This is a genomic window from Microbacterium sp. TPD7012 (assembly GCF_003075395.1).
Lineage (GTDB): Bacteria > Actinomycetota > Actinomycetes > Actinomycetales > Microbacteriaceae > Microbacterium.
In genome coordinates, this window is sequence record NZ_QDFV01000005.1 from 120,471 (window position 1) to 140,458 (window position 19,988).

Annotated in this window: 22 protein-coding genes; 13 read left to right on the plus strand and 9 right to left on the minus strand. The window is 70.0% G+C overall.

What is annotated here, in order from left to right:
• The first annotated feature begins 19 nt into the window (after positions 1 to 19).
• The 5 genes from DC434_RS14820 to DC434_RS14835 are packed head-to-tail and all read left to right on the plus strand — an operon-like array spanning position 20 to position 4,051.
• Entirely contained in the window at positions 20 to 1,198 is a 1,179-nt protein-coding gene (locus DC434_RS14820; RefSeq protein ID WP_116636082.1) for an ROK family transcriptional regulator, read from the plus strand.
• A complete protein-coding gene (locus tag DC434_RS14825) occupies positions 1,195 to 1,965 on the plus strand; it encodes an ATP-binding cassette domain-containing protein (protein WP_116636083.1) in 771 nt (256 codons plus the stop codon). The genes DC434_RS14820 and DC434_RS14825 overlap by 4 nt, the downstream gene beginning before the upstream one ends.
• 37 nt (positions 1,966 to 2,002) lie before the next feature.
• A complete protein-coding gene (locus DC434_RS20365; protein WP_243408946.1) occupies positions 2,003 to 2,809 on the plus strand; it encodes a cyclic nucleotide-binding domain-containing protein in 807 nt (268 codons plus the stop codon).
• A gap of 5 nt (positions 2,810 to 2,814) precedes the next feature.
• Positions 2,815 to 3,696, plus strand: coding sequence for an NAD(P)/FAD-dependent oxidoreductase (locus tag DC434_RS20370; protein ID WP_243408947.1), 882 nt, complete (start codon positions 2,815 to 2,817; stop codon positions 3,694 to 3,696).
• 10 nt (positions 3,697 to 3,706) lie between these two features.
• Complete coding sequence (locus tag DC434_RS14835; protein WP_116636084.1) at positions 3,707 to 4,051, plus strand: UBP-type zinc finger domain-containing protein; 345 nt, start codon at positions 3,707 to 3,709, stop codon at positions 4,049 to 4,051.
• 25 nt (positions 4,052 to 4,076) lie between these two features.
• On the opposite strand, the gene DC434_RS14840 is transcribed toward DC434_RS14835, so the two are convergent.
• The 4 genes from DC434_RS14840 to DC434_RS14860 are packed head-to-tail and all read right to left on the minus strand — an operon-like array spanning position 4,077 to position 9,023.
• Positions 4,077 to 5,807 (minus strand): hypothetical protein, encoded by a 1,731-nt coding sequence (locus DC434_RS14840; protein ID WP_243408948.1) that lies wholly within the window; start codon positions 5,805 to 5,807, stop codon positions 4,077 to 4,079.
• Positions 5,807 to 6,751: a carbohydrate ABC transporter permease gene (locus DC434_RS14850; protein WP_116636087.1), complete on the minus strand. Its 945-nt coding sequence runs from the start codon at positions 6,749 to 6,751 to the stop codon at positions 5,807 to 5,809. The genes DC434_RS14840 and DC434_RS14850 overlap by 1 nt, the downstream gene beginning before the upstream one ends.
• On the minus strand, positions 6,748 to 7,710 hold the full coding sequence (locus tag DC434_RS14855) for a sugar ABC transporter permease (RefSeq protein WP_116636088.1): 963 nt from the start codon (positions 7,708 to 7,710) through the stop codon (positions 6,748 to 6,750). The genes DC434_RS14850 and DC434_RS14855 overlap by 4 nt, the downstream gene beginning before the upstream one ends.
• Before the next feature lie 2 nt (positions 7,711 to 7,712).
• Complete coding sequence (locus DC434_RS14860) at positions 7,713 to 9,023, minus strand: sugar ABC transporter substrate-binding protein (protein ID WP_116636089.1); 1,311 nt, start codon at positions 9,021 to 9,023, stop codon at positions 7,713 to 7,715.
• Between the two features lie 255 nt (positions 9,024 to 9,278).
• Between DC434_RS14860 and DC434_RS14865 the strand changes: the two genes are divergently transcribed.
• Positions 9,279 to 9,722, plus strand: coding sequence for a hypothetical protein (locus DC434_RS14865; protein WP_116636090.1), 444 nt, complete (start codon positions 9,279 to 9,281; stop codon positions 9,720 to 9,722).
• Positions 9,723 to 9,877: 155 nt separating this feature from the next.
• On the opposite strand, the gene DC434_RS14870 is transcribed toward DC434_RS14865, so the two are convergent.
• On the minus strand, positions 9,878 to 11,086 hold the full coding sequence (locus DC434_RS14870; RefSeq protein WP_116636091.1) for a hypothetical protein: 1,209 nt from the start codon (positions 11,084 to 11,086) through the stop codon (positions 9,878 to 9,880).
• Positions 11,087 to 11,137: 51 nt separating this feature from the next.
• The gene (locus tag DC434_RS14875; protein WP_165808089.1) at positions 11,138 to 12,370 is read right to left on the minus strand and encodes a hypothetical protein; all 1,233 of its coding nucleotides are present in this window, start codon (positions 12,368 to 12,370) and stop codon (positions 11,138 to 11,140) included.
• A 230-nt stretch (positions 12,371 to 12,600) separates the two neighbouring features.
• On the opposite strand from DC434_RS14875, the gene DC434_RS14885 reads away from it, so the two are divergent.
• The 7 genes from DC434_RS14885 to DC434_RS14915 all read left to right on the plus strand — a co-directional run bounded on the left by DC434_RS14885 (position 12,601) and on the right by DC434_RS14915 (position 17,114).
• On the plus strand, positions 12,601 to 13,671 hold the full coding sequence (locus DC434_RS14885; protein ID WP_116636094.1) for a M4 family metallopeptidase: 1,071 nt from the start codon (positions 12,601 to 12,603) through the stop codon (positions 13,669 to 13,671).
• Positions 13,646 to 13,960, plus strand: a complete 315-nt coding sequence (locus DC434_RS14890; RefSeq protein ID WP_116636095.1) for a protealysin inhibitor emfourin — start codon at positions 13,646 to 13,648, stop codon at positions 13,958 to 13,960. Before DC434_RS14885 ends, DC434_RS14890 begins: the two co-directional genes overlap by 26 nt.
• Before the next feature lie 80 nt (positions 13,961 to 14,040).
• Entirely contained in the window at positions 14,041 to 14,277 is a 237-nt protein-coding gene (locus DC434_RS14895; protein ID WP_116636096.1) for a hypothetical protein, read from the plus strand.
• Complete coding sequence (locus DC434_RS14900; protein WP_116636097.1) at positions 14,267 to 14,956, plus strand: hypothetical protein; 690 nt, start codon at positions 14,267 to 14,269, stop codon at positions 14,954 to 14,956. The genes DC434_RS14895 and DC434_RS14900 overlap by 11 nt, the downstream gene beginning before the upstream one ends.
• Positions 14,957 to 14,998: 42 nt before the next feature.
• Complete coding sequence (locus DC434_RS14905; protein ID WP_116636098.1) at positions 14,999 to 15,766, plus strand: ribonuclease H; 768 nt, start codon at positions 14,999 to 15,001, stop codon at positions 15,764 to 15,766.
• Between the two features lie 30 nt (positions 15,767 to 15,796).
• A complete protein-coding gene (locus DC434_RS14910) occupies positions 15,797 to 16,186 on the plus strand; it encodes a DoxX family membrane protein (RefSeq protein WP_116636099.1) in 390 nt (129 codons plus the stop codon).
• A gap of 214 nt (positions 16,187 to 16,400) precedes the next feature.
• Entirely contained in the window at positions 16,401 to 17,114 is a 714-nt protein-coding gene (locus DC434_RS14915) for a Pr6Pr family membrane protein (protein ID WP_243408949.1), read from the plus strand.
• Here the strand turns inward: DC434_RS14915 and DC434_RS14920 are convergent.
• The 3 genes from DC434_RS14920 to DC434_RS14930 form a co-directional block, all read right to left on the minus strand.
• On the minus strand, positions 17,102 to 18,457 hold the full coding sequence (locus DC434_RS14920; RefSeq protein ID WP_116636100.1) for an FAD-dependent oxidoreductase: 1,356 nt from the start codon (positions 18,455 to 18,457) through the stop codon (positions 17,102 to 17,104). The two genes, DC434_RS14915 and DC434_RS14920, sit on opposite strands and share 13 nt — an antisense overlap.
• Positions 18,458 to 18,615: 158 nt before the next feature.
• Complete coding sequence (locus DC434_RS14925; protein ID WP_116636101.1) at positions 18,616 to 19,593, minus strand: SRPBCC family protein; 978 nt, start codon at positions 19,591 to 19,593, stop codon at positions 18,616 to 18,618.
• Between the two features lie 2 nt (positions 19,594 to 19,595).
• The gene (locus DC434_RS14930) at positions 19,596 to 19,982 is read right to left on the minus strand and encodes a metalloregulator ArsR/SmtB family transcription factor (protein ID WP_116636102.1); all 387 of its coding nucleotides are present in this window, start codon (positions 19,980 to 19,982) and stop codon (positions 19,596 to 19,598) included.
• Between the last annotated feature and the right edge of the window lie 6 nt (positions 19,983 to 19,988).

The window sequence follows — 19,988 nt, forward strand, 5'->3', positions numbered from 1 at the left end:
TGCGCGGTAGGCTCCCGCTATGAGCAGATGGCCCGGCGGTTCCCAGTCGGGACTGCGCGAGGCCAACACGGCGAAGATCGTCGATGCGGTCAAGCGCTTCGGCGGGCTCACTCAGGTCGAGCTCGCCGAAGCGACGCGCCTGTCGACGGCTACGGTGTCGGCGATCGTGAAGGAGCTCTCGCAGACCGGTCTGGTGGAGACGCACCCCACCTCGCGGAGCGGGCGGCGAGCCCAGCTCGTCACGATCGCCCGCCGGGCGGGGCTCGTCGCCGCCGTGCAGATCGGCAGCCGCAGCATGCGCGTGCGACTCAGCGACGTCGGCCAGGACGTCCTCGCCGATCGCTCGATGCCGCTTCCGGCCGACCACGCCGAAGACACGGTGCTCGATCGCATCACCCTGCTCCTCATCGACATGCTCGCCATGATCGCGGCGGATGCCGACGACCTGGTGGGCGTCTGCATCGCGGTTCCCGCACCGATCGACCCCGAATCCGGACTCATCGCCTACCGCGGCGTGATGCGCCGGTGGGAGGATCAGCCGGTCGCCGAGGTCGTGCAGCAGCGTCTCGGCTGCCCGGTGCTCGTCGAGAAGGATGCGAACCTCGCCGCTCTCGCCGAGGCCACCCTCGGCACGGCCCGCGACGTCGAGGACAGCCTGTTCGTGCACGCCTCGTACACGACGAGCGCCGGCATCGTGCTGGGTTCTCGCCTCTACCGCGGAGGCTCGGGCACCGCGGGTGAGATCGGACACGTGCAGGTCGATCCGTCCGGATCCATCTGCGCCTGCGGGCAGCGCGGCTGCCTCGAGACGCTCGTCGGCGCCGAGGCCATCACCGCACCCCTGCGTGCCACGTACGGCCAGGTCACCTTCCGGGATGTGATCGCGCAGGCGGCATCCGGAGACCCCGGCTGCGCGCGCGTGATCGCGGATGCCGCCACGCTGCTCGGTCGAGTCGTCGCCGGCGTCTGCCAGTCGGTCGCCCCCGAGGTCATCACCGTCGGCGGAGAGCTGGTGGATGCCGGACCGATCTTCCTCCTGCCCTTCGCCTCGGCCGTCCGCGATCACGCACCCCAGAGCCGCGCCGCTCGCCGCGACCCGGTCCCCACCTCCTTCGGCAAGGACGCGGTGCTCGTCGGCGCGACGATCCACATCCTCCAGGCGACCGATCCGTCGCAGCTGCTCGAGGACCGCACATGAGCATCACCGCATCGCAGGCGGAACCGCTGCTCGCCATGAACGGCATCACGAAGCGCTTCGGCGCCGTGGAGGCCCTCGTCGACGTCGACTTCACGGTGAACGCGCGCGAGGTCGTGGGCCTCATCGGCGACAACGCCGCCGGAAAGTCCACGCTCGCGAAGATCATCTCCGGGGCGCTGGACCCGACCGACGGCGAGATCCGAATCGCCGGAGAGACGGTCGACATCGGCTCGCCCGCCGACGCGCACGCGCTGGGCATCGCCACCGTCTTCCAGGACCTGGCGGTCTGCGAGAACCTCGACGTGACGGCCAACGTCTTCCTCGGCCGCGAGCTGCGCACCTCGAAGGGCATGCTGCGCGAGGCAGACATGGAGTCGGCGACACGTCAGGCCATCGACGACCTCGGCGCGAGCATCCCCTCCATCCGGGCGCCGCTCAGCACGCTGTCGGGCGGGCAGCGGCAGGCGGTCGCGATCGCGCGCACGCTGATCAGCCAGCCGCGCCTGGTCGTGCTGGACGAGCCCACCGCCTCGCTGAGCGTGGCGCAGACCGCTGACGTGCTCACCCATATCGAGCGCCTGCGCGACCTGGGCCTCGGCGTGATCTTCATCAGTCACAACCTGGGCGACATCCAGGCGGTCTCCGACCGCGTCGAGGTGCTCCGCCACGGCAGGAACAACGGCTCGTTCAGCGGGCCCGAGGTGAAGCACTCCGACCTGATCGCAGCGATCATCGGAACGTCGCGGGGTACACGCCCGGCGGTCTGAGCCGAACACTGGAGTCCGTGCCCTCGGAACGACTACCGTGGACGCCACGACGATCGGAGGCACGGCGGTGGGCGGATTCGAAGAGCAGGCCGAGCCGGTCGAGATGGATCCGATCATGTCGCCGATGCTGACCGACGACCAGTGGCAGCGTCTCGTCGCGTCCGGCACCCCGCAGGATGTCGCCGTCGGCGACTACGTCTTCCGCACGGGCGATTCCCGGTACGACCTCATCGCGATCGAATCCGGTGAGGTCGAGGTGCTCCGCGACGCCCTGCCGTGGATGGGCGAGGTCATCATCACGACGATGGGTCCGCGGACCTTCGCCGGCGAGCTGGGACTGCTGAACGGGCAGGGCGCGTTCCTCTCAGCCCGCGTGACGAAGCCGGGCCGGGTGCACCGCGTGACGCGAGCGGAGCTGCGGACGCTGATGAACGAGGACGACGAGCTGTGCGACGTCATCCTGCACGCCCTCTGGGCGCGCCGCGAATCCCTCCGCGCGGGACCTGCGGCCATGACGCTAAAGTTCCTGGGGACGACGACGTCGAGCGACTTCCTGGCGCTGCGCCGCTTCGCCGAGCGCCTCGACCTGGTGCACAAGGCGGTGGCACTGTCGCCTGCAGAGCTCGGCGATCTGGGGGCTCTCGACACGCACCATTTCACGATCGACGACCTTCCGGTCGCCTTCATCCAGGGCGAGCCGCTCGTGCGCGCGACGCCGGGACTCGTCGCCGAGCGGCTCGGACTCAGCTATCAGGCGCAGGCTGACGAGATCGTCGATCTGGTCGTGGTGGGCGGCGGTCCCGCCGGGCTCGCCGCCGCGATCTACGGCGCCTCGAGGGACTGAGCACGGTGCTGCTGGATGCCGTGGCCCCCGGCGGTCAGGCCGCGGCCACGTCGCGCATCGAGAACTTCCTCGGATTCCCGTTCGGCGTCAGCGGCGGCGACCTGATCGGCCAGGCCATCCTGCAGGCGCTGAAGTTCGGCGTGCGGGTCTATGCGCCGTGCGAGGCCGTCGGGCTGTCGCGCGTCGGACCCGATCTGCTCGACGTGGCGCTGTCCGACGGCCGCCTGATCCGCACGCGCAGCACGATCGTCACCTCGGGAGCGGCGTACCGCCGGCTGGAGCTCGACCGCTGGGAGGACTTCGAGCGATCCGGCGTGTACTACGCCGCGACACCGCTCGAACTGCGCCAGGTGCAGGGAAAGCCCGTCGTGGTCGTCGGCGGCGCGAACTCCGCGGGCCAGGCGGCGCTCTACCTCGCGGCCCACGGCTCGCCGGTGCATCTCGTCGTGCGAGGGGCCGATCTGAGCACGCGGATGTCGAGCTACCTGGCGGACCGGCTCGCCGACGACCCGCGCGTGCGCGTGCACACCTCGTCGAACGTCGTCGGCCTCGACGGGAGCGACACCCTCGAGTCCGTGCGCATCGACACCTTCGGCGACGTCGACGCCCGCGGGCTGTTCTGCTTCATCGGCGCGACACCCGCGACGTCCTGGCTCCCGACGCTCGACCGCGACGCGGAGGGGTTCATCCGCACGGGAACCGACGTGGGCGTGCAGACCCTGGAGCTGTGGCAGGGTCTCGGTCGCGAGCCGCTGCCGTTCGAGACGTCCGCTCCGAGGGTGTTCGCCGCCGGAGACGTGCGACGCGGGTCGATGAAGCGGGTCGCGGCCGCCGTCGGCGAAGGTTCGAGCGCGGTGGCATCCGTCCATCGCGCACTGGCGTTCTGAAGGGAAAGACATGACCTCCGACATCGACACGAATGCAGCACCGTCCGGCACCGGATGCCGGGAGTGCGACGACCAGAGCGGGTTCTGGGTGCACCTGCGCCGCTGCGCGGCCTGCGGCCACGTGGGCTGCTGCGACACCTCCCCCGGCCAGCACGCCACCGCCCACTACCGCGAGACCGGTCACCGACTCATCCAGAGCTTCGAGCCGGGCGAGGACTGGTACTGGGACTACGTCGACGAGTCCACCTTCGAAGGACCGGAGCTGGCCGCGCCGACCAGCCATCCGGCCGATCAGCCCGCGCCGGGCCCGAAGGGACGCGTGCCGGTGAACTGGCGCGACTACATCCACACCTGATCGACGCTCACCCACCCCCGCCGCGTCACTCCGACAGCGTCACCGCGAGGTCGATGAACAGGGCGGCCGACCAGCCGAATGCCGTCGTCGCGGTGCGGGCCTTCTGCCCCGTGCGCGGGTTGAAGTACTCGTGCGGGCCGCCGCCGTGGATCACGAGCGCGACGGTCTGCTCGCGGAGCTCCCGTGCGCGATCGGCGTATCCGGACGCTTCGAGCCCCTCGGCGACGAGCATGCTCGTGTTGACCCAGATCGGTCCGCGCCACATCCGCTCGTCCGAGAAGTCGGGATCGGATGCCGCGACGGTCGGCAGACCCCACTCGAGGCCGAAGCGCTCGGGGTCATCGACGGCCGCCGCCAGGGACTCGGCGATCAACTCGGGCAGGGTGCCGGTGAGCAACGGCATCAGCCCGACGACGGTGTCGCTCAGCTGCGCCTCACCCCCGCCGAAGGCGAGGAACCTGCCGCGCTCGGCATCCCACATGTCCAGCAGCAGGGCCCGCGTGGCGGCGGCCCGCTCGTCGAACCGGGACGCATCGACGCCGGGTTCGTATCGCGCGAACAGGTCGGCGATCTCGAGGTCCTGCCGCACGAGGTACGCCCCGAGGTCAGGCGCCACCGTCGGCAGCGGCCCATCGAAGATCGGGCTGTCGTCGAGACCCGAGGAGTACGGATGCCCGTACTCCGGCATCCCGTCGTGATCGAGGTCGCTGCCCGCGAACCACCAGTCCTGCGAGCGGATGACCCTGGCCAGCTGCTCTCGCGCCCAGTCCGGTGCGTCCTCGACCTCGAGCACCTTGCGCAGCGCCCAGGCAGCGAGCGGCGGCTTCGTCAGCGGCACCGGGGCGCTCGGGTCGGCGATCTGCGAGCCGGCTCGACGCAGGTTCGCACGGTCGCTCTCGGGCAGATCGTCGCTCGTGGCGAGCACACCCTCTTCGTGCACGACATCCGGCAGCTGACCGTCGGGCTGCGGGAATCGGAACGCGATCTCCAGCTGCTCGCGGGCGAGCTCGGGGTCGCCGTGACGCAGCCCCACAGCGATAAAGTACGCGTCCCACTGCCAGAGTCCGACGTAGCCGATCTTCGACGGGACGATCGCGCGGGCGTCACCGAGCGACGGCAACTCGACGATGTTCGCACCCAGGACCCACCAGCAGAAGGCGGTCATCTCCTGCAGGTCGTCGCGCACGGTCGGGCACTTCGCGAACCAGGTCGCCCAGATGCGCTCGGTCGCGGCGAGCGCGGCCGCATGGTCGCCCGTCTCGACCGTCGCGGAGCGGTCGGCGGCGATGCGGATCCGGATGCCGTCGCCGAGCGGATGCCGCTGCACGCTGCCGTCCGGGAGCTCGAGGTGCAGGGTCAGCCCGGTCGCGCCTTCGGCAGGGCCGAGACTCAGCGTCGAGGGATCGGCGAACGTGAGCGTGGCGGTCGGCCGGGACGCTTCGACAAGCTCAGCGACCCAACCGTCCTGGGTCGCTGGGCCCGTCGACGGACCCAGCCCCTGGGTCCCTGAGCCTGTCGAAGGGCCGCCGAATGTGACCCGCCCCGGCAGCACGTCCGTCACCGGGAGCACCTGCCCCGCGGCATCCGTCAGCGTCAGCAGGTCGAGCACCCGGCACTCCGCCAGCCGTCGCTCGTACTCCGAGGTGTGCACGCGCACGCCGTCGCTCTCGCGGAACACCAGCACGCGCGACCGCGGCAGGGTGAACGGCGCCGAGACCAGATCGAGGTGACGCCCGGCCAGAGCCGCGGCATCCATCAACGCCCTCCCAGCCCCGAGGCGGCCATGCTGTTGAGGATCTTGCGCTGGCCGATCACGAACACGATCAGCATCGGCACGGTCGCGATGGCGGATGCCGCCATGACGAGGCCGTAGTTGATCGATCCGAACTGCCCCTGGAACGAGGTCAGCAGCAGCGGCACCGTGAACAGGTCCGGGGTGTTCAGCAGCACCAGCGGGAACAGGAACGCGTTCCAGACGCCGAGCGCGGTGATGATGCTGAGCGCGGCGAGTCCGGGCTTGAGGTTCGGGAGCACGATGCTCCAGAAGATGCGCCAGCGGCCGGCGCCGTCGACCAGCGCCGCCTCCTCGAGCTCGCGCGGCAGGGCCAGCACGAACTGGCGCATGAGGAACACCGCGAACGGGTTCGCGATCATGCCGGGCACGATCAGCGCGAGGTGCGAGTCGACCCAGCCGAGCTGCGACATCAGCAGGTAGAAGGGGATCAGCGTGACCTGCGCCGGGATCATCTGCGTCGCGAGGAACACGATGAACAGCACCTTGCTGCCCTTGAAGCGGATGCGCGCGAACGCGTAGCCGGCCATCGATGCGGTGATGAGCGTGCCGACCACGACGAGCACCGCGATATACGCGCTGTTCAGGTACGCCTGGCCGAACGGCACGGCGTTCCAGGCCTCGGTGTAGTTGTCGACGGTCCACGGATTCGGCAGGAACTCGAGCGGGTTCTTGAGCAGCTGCGGCAGCGTCTTGAACGAGGTCAGCAGCATCCACACGAAGGGGAACACCATCGAGATGCCGCCGATGACGAGAACGACGTGCAGCGCGGTGGCGCCGACGCGACGACGTGCCCGATCGGCCCCGGGGCCGCCACGGCCGCGCCGACGGTAGCCGGGGGCGGTGAGCGCGATGGTCGAGTCGGTCGCGGGCGCGGGGGCCGCGAGGGGAGGCGTCTGGATGCTCATGCGGGGTCATCCTCGTAGTGGACGAACTTCTTCTGCGCACCGAACTGGATCGCCGTGATGACGAGGGTGAGCACGAGCAGGATGATGCTCGCCGCACTCGACAGACCGAACTCGAACCGCCCGAAGCCCAGATCGAAGATGTGATAGACGATCGTGCGGGTCGCGTTGTCGGGTCCGCCGCCGGAGACGAGCACGTACACCGTGTCGAAGGTCTGCAGCGACGAGATGAAGGCGATCACCGACGAGAAGAACACGATCGGCGAGAGCAGGGGCAGGCGGATGCTGGTGAACAGCCGCCACGCGCCGGCGCCGTCGATGCGGGCGGCCTCGATCACCGAGGGCGAGATGTTCTGGAGACCGGCGAGGAAGATCACGACGTTCAGGCCCATGGACGACCAGATCGTGACGATGCAGACCGCGAGGAGCGCGAGCTTCGGGTCCTGCAGCCAATCCGGCGGAGTGACCCCGAACACCTTCGAGATCGTCACCGAGAGCAGGCCGTCTGCACGGAACATCTGCTGCCAGATCATCGCCACCGCGACGGTGGAGGTGACGACCGGCGCGAAGAAGAGGATCAGGTAGAGCGTGCGGGTCTTCAGCTTCTCCAGTGCGACCGCCACGATCACCGAGAGCGTGAGGCCGATCGGAACGGTCACGAGCGCGATCAGCAGCGTGTTGATGATCGAGCGACCGAGCAGCGGGTCCTGCAGCTGGTCGACGAAGTTCGCCAGCCCCACCCACTTCAGGTCGCTCAGCCCGTCCCACTCCGCGAACGCGAGCACGAGGCTCGCGCCGAACGGCAGCACCACGAAGAGCGCCATGCCCAACAGCTGCGGGGCGACGAACACGTACCCCCACCGTCGGTCGCGGCGGCGCCAGGCCGCCTCCTTCCGCAGGGGCAGGGCGGATGCCGCAGGCGCGGCCTGCGGCATCCGTCCGTTCTCGGTGAGGGTGGTCACTCTTACTTCTCCGACCGTTCCTTGATCACGTCGGCGATGGTGTCGAGCGTGGCCTGCGCGTCGGTCTTGCCCTCGTAGAGCTTCTGGAACTCCTCCGCGATCGCGGTCGGCAGGCCCGGGACCCGCGCCTCGGCGGGGTAGTCCTCGAATCCGATGTCGCGCATGTCGAGGAAGGTCTGCGCGTGAGCGGGGTAGTCGCCCTCGAGCACGACGTCGTCGGCGCCCTTGATCGACGGGACCGCGTTGCCCCCGCCCTCGAGACGGAACGTCTGTCCCTCGGCCGAGAGGAACTCGGTCCAGAACGTGAACGCCGCGTCCTTCACCTTGGTCTTGCCGTTGATGGCGAGGAAGCTCGTCGCGACGCCCGTGGGCGCGGCCTCGCCGTCGGGCGTCGGCCACGGCACGATGTCGTAGCTGTCCTGCTCGCCGGTCGCGTCGACCGTGCCGATCGTGTAGCGGCCCTGCACGAAGAACCCGGCCTTGTGCGTGACGAAGACGCTGTCGGCACCGGCACCGTCGGGGAGCGTGTCGGCGACCACGAAGGTGCCGTCCTGGAACAGGTCGCCGAACTGCTGCACGGCCTCGACCGCATCGGCATCCTCGTTCGCGACGAAGGCGCCCGAGTCGTCGTAGGGAGCGTCGATGCCCTGGGACGAGAGCCAGCTCCAGTGCGTGGCCCAGTAGTTCCAGTACATGGTGCCGGTGAGTCCCGCGTCGTGCAGCTTCGCGTTCATCTCGAGGAAGGTGTCGGTCGTCCACTCGCCGTTCTCGGCCAGGGTCGCGGGGTCCTCGGTGATCCCGGCAGCGGCGAGCGCCTGCTTGTCGTACCAGAACACGTCGGGGTTCGAGTCGTTCGGGGCGGCATAGACCTCGCCGTCGTGCTCGGCCGCGCCGAACAGTCCGGGGAAGAAGTCGTCCTTCTTCGTCTTGCTCTCCTTCGAGGCCATCAGGTCGTCGAGCGGCATGAGGCGGTTCGAGTCGACGAACTGGCCGATCATGTCGTCACCCACGTAGAAGACGTCGGGGGCGGTGTTGCTCGTGAGCTGGGCGAGCAGCTTGGAGTGGTAGTCGCCGTAGCTGGCGACCGGCTGCAGCTTGACCTTGATGTCGGGGTGGCGCTCCATGAAGTCCTTGTTGAACTCCTCGTAGCGGGTGAGCTCGTCGGGCGTGCCCCAGGTCGACCAGATGACCGTCGCCGTGCCGTCCGCACCGACGCCGCCTCCTCCGCCCCCGCCGCTGCACGCGGCGAGTCCCAGTGCCAGAGCGCCGGCGGCACCCAGTGCCAGATACCGCGTCACGTTCGCACGTGCCATCTCGCTACCTCTTTCATCATCGGAAGATCGTGTCGGGAATGCCCTGAGGGGCTCTCTCGTATTCTGTATACAGAACGCAATCCTGTCAAGATGCGGCAGTCAAGATGCGGCAGCGACGCGGCTCCCCATCGATCGGCGCACACAACTCAGCCAGAACTCGGCGCAGCGGCGACGACCACCCCTCTTTCGGGGTCTCCGGCGACGTTCTTGCTGAATTGTGCACGGGGACCTGTCGCGAAGACGGAGAATGGCGGGATGGACGCCACCGACCCGCACCTCCTCGGCCCCGGACTCCTCCCGACGCCGTTCACCGCCGATGAGATCCGCGACGCCACCGGATCCGGCAAGGTGATCCGGCTGCTCCTCGAAGGACCGGACGGTCCCCTGGGCGAGCACGTCAACCGATTCAGCGACACGGATGCCGAGGGCGCGACGCTCGACCGGTGGGACGCCGCTGACCCCAAGGCGATCGTCTCGCACCGGGTGACCTGGGCGGAGCTGCAGGGTCACGCGGCCTTCGACGCCGACACGACGAGCGTGTCGACGGTCTCGCTGTCCTCGCCGCTCGGCGAACTGACCTGCCGCAAGTACGACACCGAAGACGGCGTCTTCTGGTTCTCGATCGCGCACCCCGGGATGCCCGTGCTGTACGAGTCCGACGGCATGCGCACGACCGTGCTGGGCATCGAACAGGACTGACCGGGGCAGCCACCCGGCACGATCTGCGGACCGGCTCACGATTCGCGGACGTTCTGCGGCAGAACATCCGCAGAACGTGACACCGTCCGCAGATCGTGCCGGCACAGACGCCGAAGGGCGGGCCCGCCGCCACGGACCCGCCCTTCGGACTTCTCTCAGTGGCCGGCCGCGCCGACCACGACGAACTCGTTCGGCACGACATCGAGGACGGCGGATGCCGCCACCTCGCCCGAGTGCAGATCGATCGCCAGGATCTTGTCCGACGCCGGCTCCGTCACGTAGGCGATGTCGCCCACGACGCGCAGACCCGGGTGCGGCTGCTGCCACTCCGTCGGGCTCTCCCACGGCTCGATGACGCTCCACTGGTCGATGACCTCGCCGGCCTCGTCGAGCAGGTACAGGCTGCCGTCGGCGCTCAGCACCACGACGTTGTCGTGACCGTCACGGCCGACCCCGCGCCAGGTGTACTCGACGCCGTCGGGCAGGTCGATGACCGAGAGCTCCTGCGTGTCGGTGTCGATGCGCACGAGCTTCGAGAGCAGGTAGCCCTCGGCATCCGGATCGGTCTTGTAGTCGCCGAAGGCGATCGCGCTGGTGTCGGTGACGTACGCGTTGCCGGTGCGGCCGAACTCGTCCGGAGCATCGAGCTTGGTGAAGGCTCCGTCGGAGAACAGCAGCACGCCGTCCTCGCAGCCGAACATGACCGTCTCGCCCTTCAGCGCACCCTCGCCGTGCACGCTCGGGCACTCCTCGTTGCGGGCGAGCTCCGTGCCGTCGGCTGCGAGATGCCGCACTCCTGTGCGAGCCTCCTCGGTGCCGATCGTGGCCAGCGCTGTGCCGTCGGACAGCTCGATCGCGACGCCGTGGTGCGCGGCCTCCGAGGTGATCGTGTCGACCTCCGGGAGCGTGCCGGTGCCGACCGCGTCGGTGTCGAAGACCCGGATCTCTCCGGTGCCGTCGTCGAACAGGGCGGTGCGCCCGGCGTGCGGGGTGGCGTGGCCGGCGGCCACGGCCTCGAAGACCTCGCCGGTGAACTCGACGGTGTCGGAGGCGAGTCCGGTGTCGAGCACGTGGAAGCCGTCCTCCGCGGTGACGAAGACGTGGCCGTCATGGTCGCCGGCGCCGTTGACGCGCAGGAATCCGCCGAGCTCGACCTGGTCGATCTGCTCGAGGGTCTCGCCGTCGAGCACGACGACCCCTCCGTCGTAGGTGACGGCGACGCGGGTGTCGGCCTCGTGCTTCTCTTCGGGGGCGGCGGAACCGCCGGATGCCGTGGGCGATGCGGTCGCGCATCCGGCGAGCGCGACGACCGCGAAGGCGGCGAATGCGCCGGCCGCGAGGCGGCTGCGGACGGGTCGGGACATGGTGTCTCTCTTTCTTCGGTGTGGTGCTGAGGGGTTGCGTACGGGGCCGGGTCAGCCGACCTGGCTGAGGAAGCGGGGATCGAGGTCGGCGAACGTGCGGGTGACGATGCCGTCGGTGTGGTCGATCTCGTGCACGGCGCCGGCCGCGGGATCGGAGAGGTAGGCGTGTTCCGCGTCGACGACGAGCTGCACAGGGGCGAGGAGTGCGGGATCGGCGACGGATGTCGCGAGCAGAGGCTCGGTGCGGACGAGCACCGTGCCGTCGGCCGCGAGCACGCGCACCCGCCCCTCGGCGTCGAGCGCGACCGTGCGGCTGTCGTCGTCGCCGACCGCGACCGCCCGCAGGAGCGGCACGTCGGAGGAGAGCAGGGTCCACTGCCGGGTGCGCACATCCAGCAGCCATGCGCCCTGGTCGCCGGCGACGCCCGCGAGGTCGGGGCGGTCCGCGCGCCCGGAGAGGTCCGTGGCCGCCGCCGCTCCGGCGGGAAGCGGCAGGGGCTCCGCGGCGATCGTGCCGCCCACCTCCCGGGTGAAGAGCACCGCCCCCTCCGTGCACGCGAAGACGACGCCGACGCGGGTCAGGTCGGCATCCGCCGCCGCAGCGCAGGGAATCGCCCCGCCGGCGACGGGAGCGCCGTCGGCATCGAAGACCGCCACGGTGCCCTCCGCCGTCGCGGCGAGGAGATGCGAGGCGAAGGAGACGACGGGGCCGTCGGCCGCGATCGTCACGCGCGGTGCGTCGTCGAGAACCTCGGCGAGATCGTCGTGCGGAAGCTCCACGACCTCGCCGCTCGAGAAGTGCACGGTCGCCCGCTGCGCGCCGGCGGTCACGCGGACCTCCCCCGTGCCGTCGACGGATCCGCGCAGCTGCGGCTCCCCGAGGAAGGAGTGCGTGTGATCGCCGTGCGGCACCGTCCAACGGGCCGTGTCGATGACGTCGACACGCACGCGATCGCCGTCGCGATGGGTGACGAAGACGAGGCGGCCGTCGGCATCGATCCTCTCGACATCGGATGCCGCGGGCGAGATCACCGAGCGCTCCTCCGAGTCGAGATCGAGCATCACGACCTCGCCCTCGGCATCCGCGACGATCAGCGCGCGCGCCGGCGACGCGACCTCGGCGGCCGCGCCGGCCGGGATGCCGTGATCGTCGGATGCCGAGGTCGGCGCGGCATCCGGAGTCGACGACGCCGTGCACGCGGGGAGAGCGAGCAGGGCGAGAGCCAACGCGGTCAGCGGTGCGGCGGTGCGGCCGTCGCGGCGGCGAGAAGAGGGGGAATCCATAGGTCTCACACCTTATTGATAACGATTCTCGATCTCAAGTCGACGGTACGTTGTGCGGCGCTGACGGAGGACTTGCGCACCCGAGAAGGACGGATGCCGCGAACGCGACCTTCCGAAGCGCACTTCGCCTTCGGAGCGCATGGCGGACGGCGCGCATCCGGCACCATCCGGACACGGCTGTGGCCGAACGTCCGATGCTGAACGTCGGCGCCCCGGCGTAGGGTCGCACCATGAGCAGCACAGCATCCTTCGAACGCCACGGGGTCGTCCCCTCCTATCTGCTCGCGCGCCTCGCCGAGTCGGGCCGCTTCCCCAAGGCCGCCGCCGCAGCGCGGCAGACGCTCACCGCCGGAAGGCCGCCGTTCCGTGCGCGCATCGACCTCTCGATCGACGAGAACGGCGCCCTGGTCGCCCAGCTCTCCGACGCCCCGAACCGCACGATCAGCGACGCGGGCAACACCCAGCAGCTCCCCGGCGCCGTCGTGCGCACGGAAGACGACGGCCCCGTCGACGACACCGCCGTGAACGAGGCCTTCGACGGCCTCGGCGCGACTTTCGAGATGCTGCTCTCCGCGTTCGGCCGCAACTCGCTCGACGACGCCGGCGCTCCGCTCGATGCGACCGTGCACTACGGCGTCGACTACGACAACGCGTTCTGGGACGGCGAGCGCATGGTCTTCGGCGACGGCGACGGCGAGGTGTTCCAGGACTTCACCGGCTCCACGACGGTCATCGGGCACGAGCTCGCCCACGGCGTCGTGCAGCACACCGCGAACCTCGAGTACCAGGGGCAGCCCGGTGCGCTCAACGAATCCATCGCCGACGTGTTCGGCGCCCTGACCGAGCAGTACTCCCTGGGGCAGACGGCCGACAAGGCGACCTGGCTCATCGGCGCCGAGATCTTCACGGATGCCGTCGAGGGCAAGGCGCTGCGCTCGATGCTCGAGCCCGGCACCGCCTATGACGACGACGAGCTGGGCAAAGACCCGCAGCCGGCGCACATGAGCGACTTCGTCCGCACCACCGAAGACAACGGCGGGGTCCACATCAACTCCGGCATCCCCAACCGGGCGTTCGCGCTGTTCGCGATCGATCTCGGTGGCAACGCGTGGGAGACCGCGGGCACCGTCTGGTACCGCGCGCTCACCGGCGGGCTCTCGAGCACCGCGACCTTCACCGAGTTCGCCGACGCGACCGTCGCCGCGGCGACCGAGCTGGGCGACGAGACGGCAACAGCCGCTCGACGCGCGTGGAGCACCGTGGGAGTCTATGAGGATGAGCGAGTCCCGTCCTCCGACTGACGTCCGCGTCGTGATCGCGGTCGTGCGCTCCGGCGGCATCGCCGGCATCCGTCGTCAGTGGCGCGTGGAGGCGGAGGAACCCGACGCCGGCGAATGGATCACCCTCATCGACCGGTGCCCCTGGGACCAGGAGGCACCTGCCGCACCCGGCGCCGATCGCTTCGTGTGGACCATCCGCGCCCGCACCCCCTCCGAGCACCGCGAACGCGACCTGAGCGACGCCGAGGTCGACGGGCCGTGGCGGGCTCTGGTCGACGCCGTGCGGGAGGCGTCGAAGCGCTCCGAGTGACACCCGGCGCGGTCGCGGCATCCGATCAATCCGGTGTGAATCGGTGCTCGACACCGACGGCCGGCATCAGAATGGGACACATGGGACTGTTCCAGCACCGCAAGGATGACGAAGAGAACCAGTGGACGCTTCCGTCCGAGCCGCTCGTTCGCGAGGGCGCCGACGTCCTCGATGAGGCACCGTCGGTCGATCCGATGGCGCTCGGCCTCGGAGCCGATGTGAGTTCGATCGTGTTCCCGGTCGCGCCCGTGCCGTCCACCACCGTCTCGATCGAGAGCCGCGAACCGGACGACGATCCCGCATCCGATGGCGACTGACCCGATCGAGGCCCTTCTGGCTCAGCTCGGGCCCGACGCCGATCACCGCGACGCGGAGCGGCTGTTCGGCGATGCCGGCTGGCAGCCGTGCGGCGCGGGGGACTGGGCCAAGGCCCTGCGCTCCCCCGAGGGCGAGACCGTCGTGCGGATCAGCCCCTTCGATCCGACGGGACCGTACACGGCAGAGCTGTACCGGGACGCGGCAGCAACCGGTCAGGTCCCGAGGCTGTTCGCACACCGGCGCCTCGCGGGCGGCGGCGACCTGCAGATCATGGAGTGGCTGCGCGAGGCCGACGAAGCCGACGCCGTCGCCTTCCACGCGTTGATCGCCGACGGTGCGTCCGAGGTCGCGACGCTGGTCGACAGCATCCGTCGCATCCATGCGCGGGCGCAGGCCGAGCTGCCCTGGTGCGGTCCGCTGGATGAGAACCCGTCGAACGTGATGCGCGGCGGAGACGGCCGGCTGGTGCTGACCGACCCCTACTACGCCGACGGCCCGACTCTCTACGAGACGGCCGCCTCGGATCCGGATGCCGTGGCGGCGAGCATCCCTGCCGAGGAGAGACGGTTCATGACCGAGATCCCCCTCGCCTGCTCGGGTCCGTGGGCGGACGATTCCCGGGCGGAGATGAAGCGCGGGCTCGATGCCGCCGATGCCCGGCGCGCTGCGCAGGGCTGAGGCTCGTCCGGCGGCGTCACCGCCCACGGCTACGGTGGAGGGATGACGATCACCGCCGCCGCAGACGGCTCCGCCCTGGGCAATCCCGGCCCCAACGGGTGGGCCTGGTACATCGACGACGACAACTGGGCGGCCGGCGGATCACCGCACGGCACGAACAATCAGGGCGAGCTGCAGGCGGTGCTCGAGCTGCTGAAGGCGACGGCCGGCACCGACGAGAAGCTGCACATCTGGTGCGACAGCCGGTACGTGATCGACTCGGTGACGAAGTGGATGCCCGGGTGGAAGCGCAAGGGATGGCGCAAGTCCGACGGCGGGCCCGTTCTCAACCGCGACCTCCTCGAGGGCATCGACGAGGCCATGCGCGGACGCGACGTGCAGTTCTCCTGGGTGAAGGGGCACGCGGGCGACGACCTCAACGAGGCCGCCGACGAACGGGCGAACGCCGCGGCGACAGCGTACAAGAACAAGCAGGAGCCGCGCCGCGGCCCGGGCTTCACCCGCGGAACGGATGCCGGGGCCGCTGTCGCCGCCTCCGCGCCGATCGCGGCGAGCGCCGTCCCCGCGGCTGCGCCTGCTGCCGCCCCCGCACCGGCTGTCGCGCCGGCTACCGCGCCGGCGAGGTCCGAGCCGGCGACGGGCGAGCCGCTGTGGGCAGAGGCATCCGATCTGCTCGACGGCCTCGATGCGCCGGTCGACGACCCGATCGAGGTGCGCCTCGCACTGTCCGGTGACGAGCACGCGCGCCTGCGCGATCGCGCCGAGGCACAGGGCGTCTCGCTCGAAGAGGCCCTCCGCCGCCTCATCTGACCAGCGGATGCCGCGGCGTACACTCGCACCATGTCGACTCCCGCTCGCACCATCGGCCGCATCTTCCTGGGTTCCTCGCTCGTCTTCGCCGGGGTCTCGCACCTCACGGTCGCTCGTGAGGAGTTCCAGGCGCAGGTGCCGGAGTCGCTGCCGCTCGATCCCGATGTGACCGTGGTGGCCTCGGGGGTCGTCGAGATCGCGCTGGGCTCGGCGCTCCTGCTCGCGCGCCGCCGCCGCGGCCTGGTCGGCGTCATCGCGGCCCTGTTCTTCGTCGCCGTGTTCCCGGGCAACCTCGCGCAGTGGATGCATCACCGCGACGGCTTCGGGCTCGACACCGAGATGAAGCGCTTCGTGCGTCTGTTCTTCCAGCCCCTGCTCGTCGCGCTGGCCCTCTGGTCGACGCGCAGCCCGCGACGCTGACGCGGCTCGCGACGCTGACGCGGCTCGCGACGCTGACGCGGCTCTCGTCGCTGACGCGGCGACCTCACCGCGTGGAATCAGGCCGACGCGCGGAATCAGGCCGTTTCACGACCGATCCGCCTGAACCCGCGTGATCGCCTGAACCGACGTGGGTCAGCGAGGCCAGGGGTGCCGATCCGTAGACTCGGCTGATGGGAGAGAGGGTGACGCAGAGGTGAAGGCGCGCACCGTCTTCGGCCTGCTCCGTCTCGGCGCGGCGACCATCTGCCTCGTGGCGCTCATCCATCGACTGAGCTGGGGTCTGGCGTCGAACACCATCGCCAGTCAGAACTTCTTCGCGTACCTCACCAACCAGTCGAACATCGCGTTCGTGGTGCTGCTGGCCGTCGCGGGCGTCATCGCGCTGCGTCGCCCGGCGGATCCGCGCTGGCTGACCGTCGCGCTTGCGCTCGTGCTCTCCTGGACCATCACCGCGGGGATCGTCTTCGCCGTGATGGTGTGGCAGGGCGGCGAGCGCGGCATCCGGATCGACGTGCCATGGTCGGATCAGGTGCTGCACTTCTGGCTGCCGGCGTGCACGATCGCGGCGTGGGCACTCGCGCCGGGCCACCGCCGGGTGCCGTGGCGGGTGGTGCCGATCACGCTGGCCTATCCCCTCGTCTGGGGCGCGTTCACGCTGTGGCGGGGCCCGCTCATCGGCTGGTATCCGTACTACTTCCTCGACCCGCGGCAGGTGAGCGGCCCGCTGGAGTTCCTCACCTTCTCCGCGATCGCCCTTGCCGTCTTCGCCCTCGTGGCCACGGGGCTCGTGCTGATCAGTCGGATGCCGACGCGCAAGCAGTGGCGTTCACCCGCGGCATCCGATGACGCGGAGATCGAACCCGCCGACCGCGCGGACACGCGCGAGACCGTGGGTCAGGACGCGTAGACGGCGAGCGACTCCATCGCCGACTCGAGAGCCTCGGTGTCGTCGAGGTCGGCGAACTCCTCCGCCGCCGCGCCCCCGACGATCCCGACGAGGATGTTCTCGCCGGTCGCGGGTCGCAGGTTGATCCAGGTGCGGATGCCGACGTCGGCGCCCACGGTGTGCCAGATCGCCGCCTGCGAGTCCCAGAACGCCTCGTCGAAACGCAGCCAGATGGTCTCGATGCGCCCCATCCCGAGGGCGCCGATCGCGGTGCGGTTGACGAACGGCAGCGGCGGATCGAACTCGAGGTCCTGTTCCTGCAGCACACCGAGCGGCACGGTGACGACCACGCGATCGAAGGACAGCGCCTCCCCCGTCCCGAGCCGCACGCTGACCCCGGAGTCGTCGTAGGCGAGCCTGCTGATCGGGGAGGACAGAGAGACCTCCACACCGTCGAGCGCGTCTTCGACGAGCGGCGTGAGATCGTCGCGCGCCCCGGTGAGAGCAGCCGCGGGGAGGGCCGGCGGGAACCAGCTGGACAGCTGCGCGGCATCCGCTCCCGCCGTCGTCGCGAGCGCGGCGAGCAGGGCCGCGGTCGACGGATCCTCGGGATCGCCGCCCGCCTCGATCAGGGCATCCGCGAGGGAGATGTCGGCCGGAGCCGCCTGCGCCGCGGTGATGGCGGCCTGCAGCGGCGCACTGTCGACCGGCTCGATATCGCCCTCGGGTCCGTGCCATTGCGCGTCGGGGAGATCGACAACGCCGATCTCCCAGGCCTCCATGCGCTGCCGCAGGTCTTCGTCTCCTTCGCCGAAGAGCCAGGCGCCGAGCTGCACGGGCATGGGCCAGGAGTCGTCGACGACCGAATGGACCCGGCCGCCGATGCGGTCGCGCGCCTCGAAGACCGTGACCTGCATGTCGGCCGCGGCGAGGCGTGCTGCCACGGTCGCACCCGCGAAGCCCGCGCCGATCACGGCGATCCGCTCGCCCGCCTCCGCCAGGTCTTCGACCTCATCCGCCGCCCGCGCACCTGAGCGGATCGCGCCGCGCATGGTGCCCGGTTCGTCGGCATCCGTGGCTTCGCCCGCGAAGAACACACGATCGACGACCGGACGGGCCAGCTGCGACCGGGTCTCCGCGAGCACGCCGACCGGGGTGAAGCTCACGGCGCCGTATGAGAAGGGGTCGGTCGTCCATGAGCTGCGCAGGCGATCGGCCGGCTCGGGGACGCCCGGCTGCGGTTGCGGCTCGCGGGTCGGCGTCGGGCTCGCGGTCGGCTCCGGGTCGGGTGTGCACGACGCCAGCAGCACCGAGACGGCACCGACTCCGGCGCCCATGAGCAGAGTGCGGCGCGTGATCCTCATCGTGTCGCCACTTTATCCCGCCCCGCTGGTGTGAGCGACAGCATCCACCCGCGTCGTGCGGCGCGGTCCCCGTTCACAATTCAGCAAGAACGGCGCCCAGACAGCAGAAACCGGCCGATCCGCCACGGATCGACCGGTTCTTGCTGAATTGTGAACGCTCAGACGGCGAGCAGCTCCTTCTCGAGTCGGGCGTACGACGCCTCCATGCCGTCGGCCATGCCGGTGGCGAGGATCATGTCGCGCGTCTCCTTGTCGGGGTACTCGATGAAGAGCGTGATGAGGGTCGCGCCGTCCTCCTCGTACAGGTTGAGGTCGTTGAGCGTCTCGACCGGCATCCCGATCATCCGCTCGGTCTGCACGGAGCGGCGCGGGGCGTCGACCAGGAGTGCCTCGCCCTCGAAGCCGAACGGCTGCCCCTCGGTGTCGCCGACCGGCGCCCACGAGGTGCGGTAGGTCTGACCGACCTCGGTGGCGACGACGCACTCCGTCATCTCCCAGCCGTCGGGTCCGAGCAGCCACTGCTTCATGAGCTCCGGCTCGTTGTGCGCACGCCAGACGAGCTCGCGCGGACCCTCGACGAGACGGGTGATGCGCACGTGCGTGTCGTCGAGCAGTTCGACGTTCGTGCCCTTGCCCTGCGCGTAGTCGCGGAGGTCCTGCAGCACGGCGTCGAGCTGCGACATCGCCATCTTGATGCCCTCGACCTGGCCCATCGAGACGACCTGCTCGATGGCCTCGACCGAGGCGAAGTGGCTCGTCGTCACCATGCGCGTGCCGTCGGCGGTCGGCTCGAAGGCGAACGTCATCCGCTGCGCGGGGAAGCCCTCCAGCGGCTTGCCGTCTTCGTCGACGAACGAGTCGAGCACCTCGAAGCGGTGCGGCGCCTCGATCGCGAGGAACTCCCACGATCCCGATGAACGTTCACCCCGGGGGCCGTTCATCGTGTAGACGGCGTGCCCGCCGACCGTGTGGTCCCAGGCGCTGAAGGTCGCCGGCCATCCGGGAGGGCCCCAGAAGCGCTCGAGCTGACGCGGGTCGCTGTAGGCGCTCCACACCCGGTCGACGGGAGCGGCGAAATCGGCCACGACCGTCATGGTCAGGTTCTCGGTGTCGGTGATGACGTCGGTGACAGGCATTGTCAGTCCTCTTCCTTGGTTTCGTTATCTTCTCGCTGGGTCCCTGAGCTTGTCGAAGGGCCGGCCAGCAGGTCGTCGAGTCGGGCGATGCGCGACCGCCACAGCTCTTCGTATCGGGCGAGGAGCGCCCTGGCGCGGGCGATCATCTCGGGGTTCGCGCGGACGAGCCGCTCGCGTCCCTCGGCGCGCTTGACGATGAGGTTCGCGGCTTCGAGCACGGCCACATGCTTCTGCACCGCGGCGAACGACATCTCGTATTCGGAGGCGAGGGTCGAGACGGACTGCTCCCGCTCGATCGTCCGACGCAGGATGTCGCGCCGGGTCGACGTCGCCAATGCGTGGAACACACGGTCGACCTCCGCTTCGCTCAGTTCTCTTTGTGCAACCATTTGGTT

Bases quoted from the DNA above. Each gene is read 5' to 3' on its own strand.
- DC434_RS14900 (WP_116636097.1), top strand. From the start codon at position 14,267: ATGGCGACTGACCCGATCGAGGCCCTTCTGGCTCAGCTCGGGCCCGAC.
- DC434_RS14840 (WP_243408948.1), bottom strand. From the start codon at position 5,807: ATGGATGCCGCGGCTCTGGCCGGGCGTCACCTCGATCTGGTCTCGGCG.
- DC434_RS14910 (WP_116636099.1), top strand. From the start codon at position 15,797: ATGTCGACTCCCGCTCGCACCATCGGCCGCATCTTCCTGGGTTCCTCG.
- DC434_RS14875 (WP_165808089.1), bottom strand. From the start codon at position 12,370: ATGGATTCCCCCTCTTCTCGCCGCCGCGACGGCCGCACCGCCGCACCG.
- DC434_RS14835 (WP_116636084.1), top strand. From the start codon at position 3,707: ATGACCTCCGACATCGACACGAATGCAGCACCGTCCGGCACCGGATGC.
- DC434_RS14920 (WP_116636100.1), bottom strand. From the start codon at position 18,457: ATGAGGATCACGCGCCGCACTCTGCTCATGGGCGCCGGAGTCGGTGCC.
- DC434_RS14890 (WP_116636095.1), top strand. From the start codon at position 13,646: ATGAGCGAGTCCCGTCCTCCGACTGACGTCCGCGTCGTGATCGCGGTC.
- DC434_RS14850 (WP_116636087.1), bottom strand. From the start codon at position 6,751: ATGAGCATCCAGACGCCTCCCCTCGCGGCCCCCGCGCCCGCGACCGAC.
- DC434_RS14905 (WP_116636098.1), top strand. From the start codon at position 14,999: ATGACGATCACCGCCGCCGCAGACGGCTCCGCCCTGGGCAATCCCGGC.
- DC434_RS14865 (WP_116636090.1), top strand. From the start codon at position 9,279: ATGGACGCCACCGACCCGCACCTCCTCGGCCCCGGACTCCTCCCGACG.
- DC434_RS14870 (WP_116636091.1), bottom strand. From the start codon at position 11,086: ATGTCCCGACCCGTCCGCAGCCGCCTCGCGGCCGGCGCATTCGCCGCC.
- DC434_RS14825 (WP_116636083.1), top strand. From the start codon at position 1,195: ATGAGCATCACCGCATCGCAGGCGGAACCGCTGCTCGCCATGAACGGC.
- DC434_RS14930 (WP_116636102.1), bottom strand. From the start codon at position 19,982: ATGGTTGCACAAAGAGAACTGAGCGAAGCGGAGGTCGACCGTGTGTTC.
- DC434_RS14860 (WP_116636089.1), bottom strand. From the start codon at position 9,023: ATGGCACGTGCGAACGTGACGCGGTATCTGGCACTGGGTGCCGCCGGC.
- DC434_RS14820 (WP_116636082.1), top strand. From the start codon at position 20: ATGAGCAGATGGCCCGGCGGTTCCCAGTCGGGACTGCGCGAGGCCAAC.
- DC434_RS14895 (WP_116636096.1), top strand. From the start codon at position 14,041: ATGGGACTGTTCCAGCACCGCAAGGATGACGAAGAGAACCAGTGGACG.
- DC434_RS14885 (WP_116636094.1), top strand. From the start codon at position 12,601: ATGAGCAGCACAGCATCCTTCGAACGCCACGGGGTCGTCCCCTCCTAT.
- DC434_RS14925 (WP_116636101.1), bottom strand. From the start codon at position 19,593: ATGCCTGTCACCGACGTCATCACCGACACCGAGAACCTGACCATGACG.